At 56.8% G+C, this 13,698-nt stretch carries 13 protein-coding genes and 1 pseudogene; 4 read left to right on the forward strand and 10 right to left on the reverse strand.

All coding sequences use genetic code 11. The features are described 5' to 3' along the window. The first annotated feature begins 174 nt into the window (after window positions 1–174). Together hslV and ACR0BI_RS20445 are read left to right on the forward strand one after the other, a co-directional pair. Window positions 175–732 (forward strand): ATP-dependent protease subunit HslV, encoded by a 558-nt coding sequence (gene hslV / locus ACR0BI_RS20440; RefSeq protein ID WP_480563143.1) that lies wholly within the window; start codon window positions 175–177, stop codon window positions 730–732. Next, window positions 729–1,082 carry a hypothetical protein gene (locus tag ACR0BI_RS20445; protein ID WP_170397809.1) on the forward strand — a complete coding sequence of 118 codons (354 nt, stop codon included), beginning with the start codon at window positions 729–731 and terminating at the stop codon, window positions 1,080–1,082. The genes hslV and ACR0BI_RS20445 overlap by 4 nt, the downstream gene beginning before the upstream one ends. Before the next feature lie 29 nt (window positions 1,083–1,111). Here ACR0BI_RS20445 and ACR0BI_RS20450 read toward each other — a convergent pair whose 3' ends face one another. Further along, complete coding sequence (locus ACR0BI_RS20450; protein ID WP_170397806.1) at window positions 1,112–2,353, reverse strand: MFS transporter; 1,242 nt, start codon at window positions 2,351–2,353, stop codon at window positions 1,112–1,114. Between the two features lie 105 nt (window positions 2,354–2,458). Continuing rightward, window positions 2,459–2,860: a DM13 domain-containing protein gene (locus tag ACR0BI_RS20455; protein ID WP_480563141.1), complete on the reverse strand. Its 402-nt coding sequence runs from the start codon at window positions 2,858–2,860 to the stop codon at window positions 2,459–2,461. A 198-nt stretch (window positions 2,861–3,058) separates the two neighbouring features. Here ACR0BI_RS20455 and hslU point away from each other — a divergent pair, with 198 nt between their 5' ends. Further along, a complete protein-coding gene (gene hslU, locus ACR0BI_RS20460) occupies window positions 3,059–4,366 on the forward strand; it encodes an ATP-dependent protease ATPase subunit HslU (protein ID WP_170425348.1) in 1,308 nt (435 codons plus the stop codon). A gap of 97 nt (window positions 4,367–4,463) precedes the next feature. Beyond that, window positions 4,464–5,561 (forward strand): alpha/beta hydrolase, encoded by a 1,098-nt coding sequence (locus ACR0BI_RS20465; RefSeq protein WP_480563140.1) that lies wholly within the window; start codon window positions 4,464–4,466, stop codon window positions 5,559–5,561. On the opposite strand, the gene ACR0BI_RS20470 is transcribed toward ACR0BI_RS20465, so the two are convergent. The 8 genes and pseudogenes from ACR0BI_RS20470 to ACR0BI_RS20505 all read right to left on the reverse strand — a co-directional run. Next, window positions 5,562–6,383 (reverse strand): ATP-binding cassette domain-containing protein, encoded by an 822-nt coding sequence (locus ACR0BI_RS20470; protein ID WP_480563138.1) that lies wholly within the window; start codon window positions 6,381–6,383, stop codon window positions 5,562–5,564. Continuing rightward, window positions 6,380–7,378, reverse strand: coding sequence for an ABC transporter ATP-binding protein (locus ACR0BI_RS20475; RefSeq protein ID WP_170397793.1), 999 nt, complete (start codon window positions 7,376–7,378; stop codon window positions 6,380–6,382). Before ACR0BI_RS20475 ends, ACR0BI_RS20470 begins: the two co-directional genes overlap by 4 nt. Then, window positions 7,375–8,505, reverse strand: a complete 1,131-nt coding sequence (locus tag ACR0BI_RS20480) for an ABC transporter permease (protein WP_170397790.1) — start codon at window positions 8,503–8,505, stop codon at window positions 7,375–7,377. Before ACR0BI_RS20480 ends, ACR0BI_RS20475 begins: the two co-directional genes overlap by 4 nt. A 4-nt stretch (window positions 8,506–8,509) precedes the next feature. Continuing rightward, complete coding sequence (locus ACR0BI_RS20485) at window positions 8,510–9,514, reverse strand: ABC transporter permease (RefSeq protein WP_170397787.1); 1,005 nt, start codon at window positions 9,512–9,514, stop codon at window positions 8,510–8,512. Between the two features lie 61 nt (window positions 9,515–9,575). Beyond that, window positions 9,576–11,615: an ABC transporter substrate-binding protein gene (locus tag ACR0BI_RS20490; RefSeq protein ID WP_480563136.1), complete on the reverse strand. Its 2,040-nt coding sequence runs from the start codon at window positions 11,613–11,615 to the stop codon at window positions 9,576–9,578. A gap of 20 nt (window positions 11,616–11,635) precedes the next feature. Beyond that, on the reverse strand, window positions 11,636–12,529 hold the full coding sequence (locus ACR0BI_RS20495) for a DeoR/GlpR family DNA-binding transcription regulator (protein WP_170594917.1): 894 nt from the start codon (window positions 12,527–12,529) through the stop codon (window positions 11,636–11,638). A gap of 178 nt (window positions 12,530–12,707) precedes the next feature. Continuing rightward, window positions 12,708–13,547: an EamA family transporter gene (locus ACR0BI_RS20500; RefSeq protein ID WP_170636821.1), complete on the reverse strand. Its 840-nt coding sequence runs from the start codon at window positions 13,545–13,547 to the stop codon at window positions 12,708–12,710. A gap of 2 nt (window positions 13,548–13,549) precedes the next feature. Further along, window positions 13,550–13,698 (reverse strand): annotated as a pseudogene (locus ACR0BI_RS20505) (iron-containing alcohol dehydrogenase); the annotation flags it as partial.

Below are 13,698 nucleotides of genomic sequence, written 5' to 3' on the forward strand. Positions count from 1 at the left end.
CAGCCGACCCGTTGTCGGTTGTAAGCCTCATGTAACTCCGGCGGCTGAGTCTCACAAATGCTGACTCAACAGCCCCGGTTTGCGTTTACTGCATATCTTTTGGGCATTTTTAGAACCGGTTGCGCAGAACCCGTGCCCGGCCCATATATGGCAGCACGGATAACGGAGGCATTCATGGCAGACAGCGATTTTCCCGGATGGCACGGCACCACTATTATTGGCGTCAAGAAGGGCGGGCAGGTTGTCATCGCCGGGGACGGGCAGGTCAGCCTGGGCCAAACCGTGATCAAGGGCACTGCGCGAAAGGTGCGTCGCCTGACACCGGGCGGGTTCGAAGTGGTCGCCGGATTCGCCGGATCTACGGCGGATGCGTTCACGCTGCTGGAACGTCTGGAAGCCAAGCTTGAGGCGACGCCCGGCCAACTGGCGCGTGCTTCAGTCGAGCTGGCCAAGGACTGGCGCACCGACAAGTATCTGCAGAAGCTCGAGGCGATGCTGATTGTGACCGACGGCAAGGATCTGCTCGTGATCACTGGGGCAGGGGACGTGCTTGAGCCGGAACACAACGTCGCTGCAATCGGGTCGGGCGGCAACTTTGCCCTGGCAGCCGCCCGTGCGATGATGGATAGCGGCAAACCGGCCGAGGATGTGGCGCGTGAAGCCATGGCAATTGCTGCGGATATCTGCGTCTATACCAACGGCAATCTGACGGTTGAGACGATCGGGTCATGAGTGCGGTTCTGGCAGCGATATTTGGTGGGCTGATTGGCGGCATTGTTGGGCCGATTGTGCTTGAGGAATATCGAAGCCGGAAGCACGCCAAGACATGGAAAGAGCCTCGCAAGAAGCTGCTTGAGTCCATGTTGAGAGATACCAAATACAAGTTCAAAACTCTGGAACGGCTCAGCAGAACAATTGGCTGTACCGAAGATCAGACACGCTCGCTATTGATCGAGCTGGAAGCCAGAGGCGCTGTTTCAAAGAAGACCAAAAAGGAAATTTGGGCACTGATCGAGCGCGCGCCATTACAGGAAAGCCAGCGCAAACTTGACGAAGAAGAAATTGAGGAAGAGCAGGAGTAGGTGACCCTTTCCGCTCTATCGGCTGCTCTTTACGCCAATAGCGCTTTGATCTCTTTCCCCTTCCACCTCAAATGCATCCCGATCAGGCCCATCAGGGCAGTGACAATGACGATATAATACGGCACGCGGATGTCGATGCTCATCAATCCGCCTCCGATCAGGGACATGATACCGCCTGCTAGGCAGAACACGGCTGTGGTCACGCCCATGACCCAGCCCTGATCCGTTTCGGCAACGCTGGATGAGAACAGGCCTAGCAGCGTCGGGTAAGAAACGCCGAAGAAGAAGTAGAAGAAAAAGACCGGAATATAGCTCAGCACCCCGCTGGGGCTGAATGCGAAGGCAAAGCCACAGATCACCATGGTGACCAATGAGGTGTAGATGATCTGGTGCTTGCTGAACCTCTCTTGCGCTGGTTTCACAAGGAAGGTGCTGGAAAAGGCCAGCGCAACGCCAATGACCACCATCGCCATGCTGCCCCCTATTACGCCATAACCCCACGCGCTGGTCAGGAAGTTGTCGACGAATACATAGAAAGTAACGTTGGCGACCATGAACAGGGCGTAAACTGGCATGATCTTCAGAACCAGCGGGTGCTCGCGCACAGCAATAAGACTGTCGGTGATGTCGCGTGGGCGGAAAACAAAAGGTTCACGCTCGGTTCTGGTATCTTTAAAGAACGCGGTCACAAGAAAGATTGCAATCAGGACCAGTACAAACGCCCCGTAGAAAGGCGTTTTCAATGTCGCCGCGCTGCCCAATAAGGCTGCATCGGACAGAACCGCGCCTATGATCGGTCCTCCGACCAAGCCAAAGCTGACACCGGTCACAATATAACCCATGTTGCGGTCGCGGTCGGCAGCGTCGGTGCTGCCATCGATCATCGCCGCTTGTGCGATGGGCTGATTTCCAGCCGTAAACCCGGTGATCGAACGACCAATGATCAGCAGAAGCAGGCTGTTGAGATAAAGCGCTGCGATGGTCAGGGCGTAGCCGACCAGCGCCCCGGTCAAACAGACCAGAAGAGCATTCTTGCGCCCGATGGAGTCTGAAACTTTCGAGACATAGACCACCCCCAGAAACCAAGACAGGAAGAAGCAGCCGATCACCAGACCATAATAAAAGTGCCTTGTGCCCATGGCCGTGCTTTCCGGCAAGAAGCCGGACTTCGTTTCCATGATCAGGGAGTTGATGATGGGAAACACCAGCCCTTGTCCGATCAGGTCAACAAAGACCACAAACAGCAGGGTGATCTTGGCAATCTTGGTCATGAAAACGCCCCCAGTTCCAATATCTTGGGGCGAGTGTAACAGACAGTTGCCCTGTCACCTAACGGCGTGTCAGAGGCCGGAAAGCCCGACCCCTGAAGGGTGTGATTACTTCAACGAAGCAACGCCCAGCGGGACGCCGACAACCTCGCACCAAATATAAACTTCGTTGTAGCCCGAGACATCCATGGTTGGCGGCACGGCATAGGATTGCTTGCCGGTCAGGTGCAGCAGCGCGCCCAGTTTGCTGTCTGGGGCGTATGTGCCGTCCTTACCAAATGCGACACGCGGGTCGGGGCCGTTGTCCAGCGAAAAGTCGTCGCCCAGTTCAACGATGTAACGCTCGCCATCTTTGACCAGTTTTACCGAACCGGTAGTGACGTGGTTCGAGCGGCCTTCAAATGTGCCTTTCTTTTTTGCGCCACCGGCCAGGGCAGCGGTGGTGCCGACCAGAGACAGGGCCGCGCCGGTAGCTGCAGCTTTCACAAAAAGCGAACGACGAGTCATCATGATGAGGTATCTCCCTAATTTCATACGGACGCAGGGTCCGTCGCGAAAGGTTATGCCGCAGACGCTGTGCATCTGGCGATTCACATCACCACGAAATTCCGTGTGCTGCCCGTGAGTTGCCGTGATCTTCTCGTGATCGGCTTGTGTTTTCGCGCCGTATGATTAGGTTCCGCTGCGAAACATACGGATAGAACGCATATGACCGACCTGACCCCGCGCGAGATTGTCTCGGAACTGGACCGCTTTATTATCGGGCAGAAAGACGCGAAACGCGCCGTCGCCGTGGCGCTACGCAACCGCTGGCGGCGCAAACAGTTGCCAGATGACATCCGCGATGAGGTCTATCCGAAAAACATTCTGATGATCGGACCCACCGGCGTTGGCAAGACCGAGATCAGCCGCCGTCTGGCCAAACTGGCCCGCGCACCCTTCATCAAGGTTGAAGCCACCAAATTCACCGAGGTCGGCTATGTCGGTCGGGACGTTGAACAGATCGTGCGCGATCTGGCTGACGCCGCAATCCTGCAAACCCGCGAGTATATGCGCGAGGATGTCAAAGCCCGCGCCCATCAGGCCGCCGAGGATCGCGTGATCGAGGCGATTGCTGGAACCGACGCCCGCGAAGCGACACGCGAGATGTTCCGTAAGAAGCTGAAAGCGGGTGAGCTGGACGATACCGAAATCGAGTTGGAACTGTCAGATACCACGAACCCGATGCCGATGTTCGATATTCCGGGCCAGCCGGGTGGTCAGATGGGGATGATGAATCTGGGTGATATCTTCGGCAAAGCCTTCGGTGGACGGACCGTCAAGAAACGCATGACTGTGGCTGAAAGCTATGAGGCGTTAATTGGGGAAGAGGCCGACAAGTTGCTGGATGATGAAACCGTCAACCGGGTGGCTTTGGAAGCGGTCGAACAGAACGGCATCGTGTTTCTGGATGAGATCGACAAAGTCTGCGCCCGATCCGATGCGCGCGGAGGCGATGTCAGCCGGGAAGGGGTTCAGCGCGACTTGCTGCCTCTGATCGAGGGCACCACTGTCAGCACCAAACATGGCCCTGTGAAAACCGACCATATCCTTTTCATCGCATCCGGTGCGTTTCACATCGCCAAGCCCTCGGACCTGCTGCCAGAACTTCAGGGCCGTTTGCCGATACGCGTGGAGCTGCGCGCCCTGACAGAAGAGGATTTCGTACGTATCCTGACCGAGACCGACAACGCTCTGACCCTGCAGTATACTGCCCTGATGGGCACTGAAGAGGTCACGGTCAGTTTCACCGAAGACGGGATCGCAGCCTTGGCCCGGATTGCGGCGGATGTGAACCAAAGCATCGAGAATATCGGTGCGCGGCGGCTTTACACGGTGATGGAGCGCGTGTTCGAAGAGCTTTCGTTCACCGCACCGGATCAGGCGGGGGCTGAGATCACCGTCGATGCAGGTTTCGTGAATGACAATCTTGGCGAGCTGACAAAATCCACAGACCTCAGCCGTTACGTTTTGTAACAGGTGCCAGCCGGATTTTGCCAATGAGTCGTGCCCTCAGGCTGGACGCGGGGCGGGAATACGGTAGCGTAGCCCAGTAACTTCACAGGGGCAGAGCGTGCTGCGCTATTTCATCATCATTGTGACGCTGTCTGTGCTGACCGCCTGTGCGGATCGGTCTATCACAGAGATCACACCCGAAGCCCTTAGGGTCGGCACCCCCGCCACGGTCTTTGCCGCCACTACCCGGGCGCGCGAGCCGGATGGCAGCTACGGAGCTAACCGTACCGAGGCACTGCGTTACCTTGAGATGACCGTCTCGATTCCGCCGTCGCACACGCCGGGTGAACTCGAGTTCTCATACGCGAACCCGAATCCGAACAAACAGTTTGTCGTGGCCGATGTTACCGAGTTCTCGGGTCCGCAGGATCTGAAGTCCCGTCTGCGTGGCGTGGATGACGTGGTCATCTTTGTTCACGGGTATAACGCCACGCAGACCGAGACCGCATTTCGGGCCGCTCAGCTGAGCCATGATATCGGTATCCCCGGAACCATTCTGATTTATTCCTGGCCCAGTAAGGCGCGCGGCACCGGTTACGCCTATGATCTGGACAGTATGCTGTTTGCCCGAGACGGGCTGGAACAGACCATTAGATTGCTCAAATCAATGGGCGTAAAGCGGGTCGTCCTGATAGCGCATTCGATGGGCAGCGCCCTATCGATGGAGATGATGCGGCAAGCCGAACTGCGCGAGCCGGGATGGGCAAGCCGCAATCTTGAGGGGGTCATCCTGATCTCACCTGATCTGGATGTGGATCTGTTCCGATCCCAGATGAACAGCATCAAGAGCCCGCCCGACCCGTTTGTGGTGATGGTGTCCCAGAAGGACAAGATTCTGAACCTGTCGGCTCGGCTGCGCGGCACCGCGGACAGTCAGAGGTTGGGTAATATTAGTTCGGTCGACGCGTTGGCCGAATATCCGATCAGCGTGATCGACACGACTGCATTCAACAGCGATGCGGGATCATCTCATTTCGTGGCGGCGACGTCTCCGGCGCTGCTGGCCATTCTCAGTTCAGTCCGCCGAGTCAGCAACACCTTTGGCCCCGACCGGCCTGGCATCGATGTCCTTGTCCCACCCAGCGAGCGCAGCGCAGATGGCGCGACCGAGATTGTGCTGACCGAGACCGGACAGGCGCAGGTTAGCGCGCCCTGATCAGGCACGCATTCGATGATCGGGGTCCAGCGATGGGATCGCATCCAGCAACCGCTTGGTATAGTCTTGCTTGGGTGCGGCAAACAGTTCGCGCGTCGGGGCGCTTTCGACGATCTTGCCGTGATACATCACAACCACAAAATCGCAGGTATGGGCCACAACCGACAGATCGTGGCTGATGAACATGAAGGTCAGGCCCATATCTCGCTGAAGGGATTTCAGCAGGTTCAGGATATCCGCCTGAATCGACACGTCCAGCGCCGCCACGCATTCATCGGCAACTACAAAACGCGGGTTGCAGGCCAGAGCCCGCGCGATAGAAATCCGCTGACGCTGACCGCCCGAAAACGCGTGCGGATAGCGTCGCAGATGTTCAAGGTTCAACCGGCATTTGCCCGCAATCTCGCGAACCCGCGCATCGGTTTCCTCACGCGATGCGGTCAGGCCCATCACATCCAGCGGTTCGGCTATGATATCACGCACGGTCATCCGAGGACTAAGCGCCGCGTAAGGGTCCTGAAAAATCAACTGAGCCCGACGGCGATAGGACTTGAGATCGGTTGCCGACATTTTGGTCAGATCGAACTGCTCTTCACCATCATCATAGCTTGCGCCACCGCTGGTGATTGGGACCGCATTCAGCAATGCGCGGCCAAGTGTTGTCTTACCCGAGCCGGACTCGCCGACCACTCCAACAAATGCCCCTTGCGGGATTTCGATCGAGACATTGTCGACCGCCTTCAGCGTGCGCTTATTAAACAACCCGCCACCAAGGGGAAATTCGACCGACAGGTTTTCGGTTTTGATCAGTGCATTTGTCATGGCTGACCTGGCACGTCTTCGGGGAAAATGGCTGCGAAATGGCCGGGGCTGACCTCGGTCAAGGGTGGGCGTTCCGTTTCATATCGCGATCCGGGTTTGAGTTCCGGGTTGCGTGGATGGAACACGCAGCCTGATGGCCGCTCCAGAGGTGAGGGGATATCGCCGGGGATCGGGGTTAGCGGTGCGTCCAGATCATCGAGTTTGGGTAACGCGTTCAGCAGGCCACGCGTATAGGCATGTGCCGGATGGCGGATCACCTCACGCACAGGTCCGCTTTCCATGATCCGACCCAGATACATCACCGCAACCCGGTCGGCGGTTTGGGCGACGACGCTTAGGTCATGGGTGATGAAGACGATGCCCATGCCGAACTCGGCCACCAGATCCTTCATCAGATCCAAAACCTGAGCCTGAATGGTCACGTCCAGCGCCGTTGTCGGCTCATCCGCGATCAGCAGTTTGGGCTTGGTCGAAAGCGCCATGGCGATCATCGCCCGCTGACGCATCCCGCCCGACAATTCGAAAGCGTATTGGTTGAACCGGGCCGCTGGTTCAAGGATACCCACCCGGTCCAGCATTTCGATCGATAGTTCTTTGGCCTGCTTTTTGCTGAGATCCGTGTGGATCAGCAACTGTTCAACCATCTGCTTGCCGATGGTGATCGCGGGGGCAAAGCTGGCCATCGGCTCTTGAAAGATCATACTGATCGCCCCGCCGCGCACAATCTCCATGTCCTTGGGCCGCTTCAGCGCCATGATATCAACCGGGCCGCTGTCGAGATGCAGATCGATCCGGCTTTCCGGCGCATAGATCGCGTTGGGTGGATTTAGTTTCATCAGTGACTTTGCCGTCACTGATTTTCCCGATCCACTTTCGCCGACCAGCCCGAGCACCTCGCCTGGGACGAGTGAAAACGAAACATCCTCAACCGCCGTGATCAACCCTTCATCGGTTTTGAACTGAACGGACAGGTTTTCGACATCGATCAGGCTCATTTGCGGGTCTCCGAATAAGGATCAGCCGCATCGCGCAGGCCATCGCCGACGAACACGAAAGACATCACGAGAACGACAAAGAAGATGACCGGGATGAAATACCATTGGTAATTCAGCAGAACATCCGCCTTGGTGACATTCTGCAACATCACGCCAAGTGAGTTGACCGGATCTTTCAGCCCCAGCCCGATAAAGCTGAGCGCGGTTTCGCTGAGGACCATATAGGGGAACGAGATCACCAGATCGACGATGATGTAACTGGTGAAGCTGGGCAGCAGATGACGCCGGATGATGTGGCCCGGCGATGCACCGCAAAGCTTTGCCGCAAGCACATATTCCTGATTGCGTTCGGTCAACAGATGGGTGCGAACTCGCCGTGCTAAAGTAGGCCAGCCGACCAATCCCAATATGGCTGTGATGACAAAGAATCTTGTTTCGGCCGACCATTCCGGCGGGATAAAGGCCGCAATCGCCATGAACAGAGGTATGGCCGGAACCGTACGGATCGCATCGGTGATCATTTGGATCACACTGTCGACCATTCCACCGTAATATCCAGCCACCCCTCCGATCGCGAGCGCCAGCACGAACGAAATCATCACCCCAAGCGTTCCGACCTGTAGCGACGTCCAAACCGCATGCAGTGTACGGCTGAAGATATCCTTGCCGGCACTGTCGGTTCCGAACAGGTGAACATAGCCCTGATCGACACCAAACAGGTGGATGTTACCGGGAATGACTCCAAACAGCTTATATTTGTCGCCCCGAACGAAGAACTGGATATATCGGCGTTCATCCTCGTTCACTTTCTCGACCCAGCGGAAATTGGTCGCCAACGAGCGTTCGCGGGTTACCCCGTGCAGGAACGGGCGGATCGAGCAGCCATTCTTGTCGCAGAATTTTGGAATCTGCGGGGCTCCGTTCAGATAGTCTTTGTCACGCCCTGCGGCGGTCGGATCGTAAGGCGAGAGGAACGGAGCAAAGATGCCCGACAGGATCAGGACGACCAGAACTGTGGCCGCAATCATCGCCGCGCGCTGTTTCTTGAATCGGGCCCAGATCAACTGACGCTGCGAGGCGGTGAAATAGGCTTCTTTTGCCTTTTGGTTGTCGATTGTCGCAGTCATCTGGTCACCTGAGGATACTTTTGCGCACGCGCGGATCGATCACCGCAAGCAGAATGTCGGTGAAGAAATTCAACGTTACGATTGATGCCGTCAGCAGAAAGATGATGGCCCCCGCAAGTTGCTGATCATTGGACCGCGCCAACGCTTCAAGCAAAAGCGCCCCGGCTTCGGTCAATGTCAGGATCAGCGCCACAATGGGCAGTTCGTTGAAGATCCGGTTCAGGTCAAAGCCAAGGCTGTTGACGATCGGCCCCAGCGCATGACGGGCCGGATAGCGCCATAACAGGCGGCGGCCATAAATGCCCCGCGCGGCAGCAGCGGTGACATACAGCTTCCCGATCTCATCCGACATCAACGCGCGCACGGTCTGCAGCGCAAAGGCTGTGGCCGACCAGCCCAGAATGAAGATCGGCAGCCAGGCGTGTTTCAGCAAATCGAGGAACTTGCCCCAAGACCAAGGCGCTTCTTTGTACTCAGGCGAGAACAGCCCGGTCAGTGTCTCGCCGAAATAAACGGTTGAAACCAGCATCACCATCAGGGCCAGCAGGAAGTTCGGCATCGCCAGACCCAGATAGCTGACGATCCGCAGCGAGTTGTTCAGTACCGCACTGCGCGAGGCGGCAGAAATAATGCCCACAGGGATTGCGATGGCATAAGCCAGCGTCAAAGCGCCAAGGCAGATCCACAGCGACAGCCAGAACTTGTCGCCCAGCAGCTGTGCAATATTCACCCGCAGGATGCAGCTTTCGCCGAAATCGCCACGAAATGCCCCTGACAACCAAGTGGCCCATCGGGTTAGGAACGGTTGATCCAACCCCAGTCGGGCGCGTTCTGCAGCAACGTCAGCAACGGTGATCGCGGACCCTTGGGTGTTTTTATACGCCAAATAGCGCTCGGCACAGTCACCGGGCACCAGTTCCATCAGTGAAAAAACAATCAGCGATACGATGACCAAAGTGACCAACGCCATAACCGCCCGGGTGGCGGCAAATCTGCAGAATTGCAACATATCTGTCCCCGCGGGATGCGTGAAGGCGGGCGCGGGCGCCCACCTTCTTATCTTCTCAACCTTATTCGCTCAGCCACCACTGTGCGGGGCGGTAAGGATAGGTCCGATAGAACTCGTAAGACTGCGTTTTGAACTCGGTAAAGTTCTGCAGGTTGTTCGAGTGATAGATCGGGGCAGGAGCATTCACGGTACCCAGGAACAGCAGCTCGCCGGTCATGATCTCGACCATCTTCTGCGCGGCGGATACTGACGCATCAGAGCCGGGTGCACTGGACTGATAGGTGTCCAATGCAGCCTTCAGATCCGCGACCCAAGCCGGCGGTTCAACACCGTTTTCACCGTTTGAGCTGATGTATTCAGCCCAGAGCATACCTGTACGTACGTCGAAATAGCCATCAAACGGAGGCACCCAGATCTCGCTGTCCCCGAGGATCGACCCGGCTGGCTGGCTCTTCAGCCATAGGCCCATATCCAGCGAGTTGGCCGTTTGTGCGGCGCGGAATTCGTCGGATGTCACCTCTTTGATCGCGGTGTTGACGCCAACGTCTTTCCAGTTCTGAGCAATCAGTTCCACCAATTGCGCCGAAGCTGGCTGGGTCGAGAACTGCCAATCCAGAACAAACGGATCACCATTCGGCAAGTCGCGGAAGCCATCACCGTCCTTGTCGACAAGACCTACTTCGTCCAGCAGCGCATTGGCGCGCTCTGCGTCGAATTCGATCTCATGGTTCGACCATTTTTCGTCGATGAAATCGGGACGTGGCGAGAAGCCGATGTACTGTGTCGGTGTTCCCAGACCAAAAGCCACAACCTCGTTCAGCTGGTTGCGATCCATAGCAACAGACATCGCAGTTCTGAACCGGATATCGTTAAAGATCGCGCGCTTGGCCTCGTCTTCTGCGGTCACGTTGAAGGTCAGAACCGGATAGCCGATCGAAGGCTTCACCTCGACCGTGTAGTTACCGTTCTCCTGACCTTCGAGCAGCACCGGAGCAGATGTCAGGTTAACACCTTGCGATTTGTAATCGACCTCGCCATTCAGCAACTTAAGGGTGCGAACTTCTTCGTCCGGAACGTAAGTTTCATCCATTTCCGAAATGTAGGGAAGCTGGTTACCCTGCGTATCGACCTGGAAGAAATAGGGGTTGGCCACGTAGTGACGACCCTCGGTGCTCTCCTTCACAAGGATATGGCTCTCCAGCGTCGGCATGGTGTCGGTGGGAAGACCCGCCAGTTTGTCACCGGCTGTCAGCATCGGAGAGGGCGTATCCATCCAGTCCGAGTTGCCATAATAGGCCTTGATCAGCTCGTACCCGTTTTCATATCCAAGCGCCTGCGCGTTGGCGTCGGCTTTGTCATCCAGCGCCGGGTGGAACTTTTCAAAGAAATGCTTGGGCTGGTAGGGCTGCACATAGGTGAACGAGAATGTCTCGGTCAGGCCAGGCTTGGGCGCGGCAAGGGTAAAGCGGACGGTGGTGTCGTCCAACGCTTCGACCTTCATCGGCTCACCACCCGCCAGCGCATAATCCTTCGCTTCGGCGATGACATTGGTGTCCATCATCAGGTTATCGTACCAGAAGACGATATCCGCCGCCGTAAATGGCGCGCCATCCGACCACTTGTGGCCTTCACGCAGATTCACGGTCAGCACGGTGAAGTCATCGTTCCATTCCCAGGATTTCGCCACGTTGGGCACCAGGGTCTGCAGGTCGTCGGAATAGCGGAACAGGTTGACGTGACGCACCGAAAGGAAGTCCGAGGTGCCGCTTTCTGTGGCGTTGGAGAGCGCGTCCAGAACACCGCCATACTGACCTATCGAGTCATAGGGTACGATGACCAACGGGTCAGCCGGCAGACGATCTGCCACGGCCGCAAGATCGCCATTGCCACGGATCATGCCGTTCAGATCCCCAATAGCCGGGTTTTCTGCAAAGCTGAGCGTACAGTTTGCAGCTGATTGAAACTCGGACAGATCAAACTGCTGAGGATAAGCACCGGCTGCGACGCCCTGCATATCCGCGACGGTTGCAGCAGGACAATTGGCCCAGGCCGCGCCCCCGATTGTGGCAAAGGCCACACCAGACATAAGAAGCTTTTTCATGTTTTCTCCCTAGGTTTTGTTTATTTCGTTTTGCGTTTCCGAGAGCCCGACTTGCCCGCTTTGCTTTCGGAGGTTTCTTTGTTCTTTTTTTGCTTCCGGGGCTCTGTTTCTTCCGGCCCGGATTTGACATCGTTTTGCGATGCAATGTGCACTTGGACCCCAGCTTGCTTGAGAACGGGTGCAAACGCATCGGGTGGGGCGATATCGGTCACCAGATCCGTCACCTTGTCGAACGGGCAAGACACGTTGGCTGCCTTTGCACCGAATTTGGTGTGGTCCGCTGCAACGATCATGCGATGCGTGTTCCCTTGCAGCGCACGGGTCAGATCCGCCTCCAGCGGGTTCGAGGCCAATACACCTCCAACCAGCGACAGTGCATCCGCGCCGCAGATCACCGCGTCATAGCTGTACTGACACGCCAGTTCTTCAGCCGCACGGCCAAAACTGCCTCGTTCGGAGCGGATTACTTCGCCCCCTGCCAGAACGGCGCGCGTGCCATTGTGATCGGCCAGGGATGCGACAACTGACAAAGAGTTGCTAACGACGGTCAAACCCCGCAGCTCACGTAGTTGCTCGGCCACATGAGTCATGGTCGAGCCAACGGTGATGAACAACACCATCTCGTCCTCAAGCAACCCGCAGACCCGCTTGGCGATGTTGGTTTTCTCGTCGGCATTATACTCCAACGCGCCCGAAAACATCGGTGTATCCTGCGCCCGAGACAGAAATGTGCCGCCATGCACACGCTCAACCTTGTTCGCGCGCGCCAGTGCCTTGACCAAACGACGCACAGTTTCCTCAGAGACGTCCATGATCTGGGCGATCTGAGTGTTGCGCGCTGACCCCCCCAGCCGCGCAAGGACATCCAGCAGCTCTCGGCCACGATGTGGGATGGTTACGCTATCATCATCCATTTTCAGACTCGGTCACATTTTCGCGCAAAAATCCACAATAAATGTAAATCTTTTGCGACAATTTTGGTTTTTTTGCCTTTTCCGGTCAACATGGCATAGCAAACCTGCAGTTTCATGCGGCGTGACAGGTGGATTTCAGATCTCTCGCAAGAATCATTCAACTCATCCCAGCATGTGTTCATGACGACAATGCGATCAGCGTCACGCCAGCGGCCATCATCACGGCCGCCAGAAGGCGTCGCATGGGATTGCCTTCACCCAGGAACAGAAATCCGATTAGGGCCGCGAAGATCACTGAGGTTTCGCGTAAGGCTGACACGACGCCAAGCGGAGCGAAATTCTTGGCATAAAGCACTAGGCCGTAAGCGGTCATCGACACCATTCCGCCTGCAATCCCGATCACCCAGATGCGCAGAGGCAAATCAAGCACACGCGCGCCTCGCCGTAGCGCGACAAAGCCTACAACAAAGATATGCAGAACCGAATGCCAGGCCCAATAACTCAGGATGTTGCCTGACACCCGCACGCCCAGGCCATCCACAAGCGAGTAGATGGAAATAAAGCAGCCCGTTCCCAATGCGAAAACAAGCGATGCCCTACCGACCCCTTGCCTCAAAACCGACCAGCTGGACAGTTGAATGCCTGTGGCAATCACCGCGATCCCAATCCAGGCCTGCGTCGGCAGATGTTCGCCCGCGAATATCACGGCCCAAAGAGCGACCAGCGCAGGAACCACACCGCGCGCGATCGGGTACACCACACTGAGATCACCATGCCGGTAGGCCTGATTCAGCATGTAGAAATATCCGAAATGAACAACGGTCGAACCTGCCAGATATGGCAGGCTCTCGATATTCGGCAGCGGCAGAACCGCCACCATCAGCGCCCCCGGGATAACGTGTCCCAGCGCAACCAGACCCAGCGTGACTGTTCGGTCAGCGGCCGTTTTTACAACCGTGTTCCAGATCGCATGCAGCAACGCGGCCGCAAGGATTATGAGAACGATTTCAGCGCTCACTGTCAGATCGCCGTATTAAACAGCTCAGTGATGTTTTGTTGGTTGAGTTGGATTGGGTTACCTCCGCATGAGGGGTCGATGATTGCGCCTTGGACCAGTTCGGGGATGGCGGCTTTGGTGACGCCCAGGTCAGAGAGTTTGCGGGGGATGG

The organism is Ruegeria sp. E5 (assembly GCF_056534105.1).

What these genes read in the sequence shown, in the direction of transcription:
- hslV (WP_480563143.1), top strand. Translation starts at nt 175, where the DNA reads ATGGCAGACAGCGATTTTCCCGGATGGCACGGCACCACTATTATTGGC.
- ACR0BI_RS20445 (WP_170397809.1), top strand. Translation starts at nt 729, where the DNA reads ATGAGTGCGGTTCTGGCAGCGATATTTGGTGGGCTGATTGGCGGCATT.
- ACR0BI_RS20450 (WP_170397806.1), bottom strand. Translation starts at nt 2,353, where the DNA reads ATGACCAAGATTGCCAAGATCACCCTGCTGTTTGTGGTCTTTGTTGAC.
- ACR0BI_RS20455 (WP_480563141.1), bottom strand. Translation starts at nt 2,860, where the DNA reads ATGATGACTCGTCGTTCGCTTTTTGTGAAAGCTGCAGCTACCGGCGCG.
- hslU (WP_170425348.1), top strand. Translation starts at nt 3,059, where the DNA reads ATGACCGACCTGACCCCGCGCGAGATTGTCTCGGAACTGGACCGCTTT.
- ACR0BI_RS20470 (WP_480563138.1), bottom strand. Translation starts at nt 6,383, where the DNA reads ATGACAAATGCACTGATCAAAACCGAAAACCTGTCGGTCGAATTTCCC.
- ACR0BI_RS20475 (WP_170397793.1), bottom strand. Translation starts at nt 7,378, where the DNA reads ATGAGCCTGATCGATGTCGAAAACCTGTCCGTTCAGTTCAAAACCGAT.
- ACR0BI_RS20480 (WP_170397790.1), bottom strand. Translation starts at nt 8,505, where the DNA reads ATGACTGCGACAATCGACAACCAAAAGGCAAAAGAAGCCTATTTCACC.
- ACR0BI_RS20485 (WP_170397787.1), bottom strand. Translation starts at nt 9,514, where the DNA reads ATGTTGCAATTCTGCAGATTTGCCGCCACCCGGGCGGTTATGGCGTTG.
- ACR0BI_RS20490 (WP_480563136.1), bottom strand. Translation starts at nt 11,615, where the DNA reads ATGAAAAAGCTTCTTATGTCTGGTGTGGCCTTTGCCACAATCGGGGGC.
- ACR0BI_RS20495 (WP_170594917.1), bottom strand. Translation starts at nt 12,529, where the DNA reads ATGGATGATGATAGCGTAACCATCCCACATCGTGGCCGAGAGCTGCTG.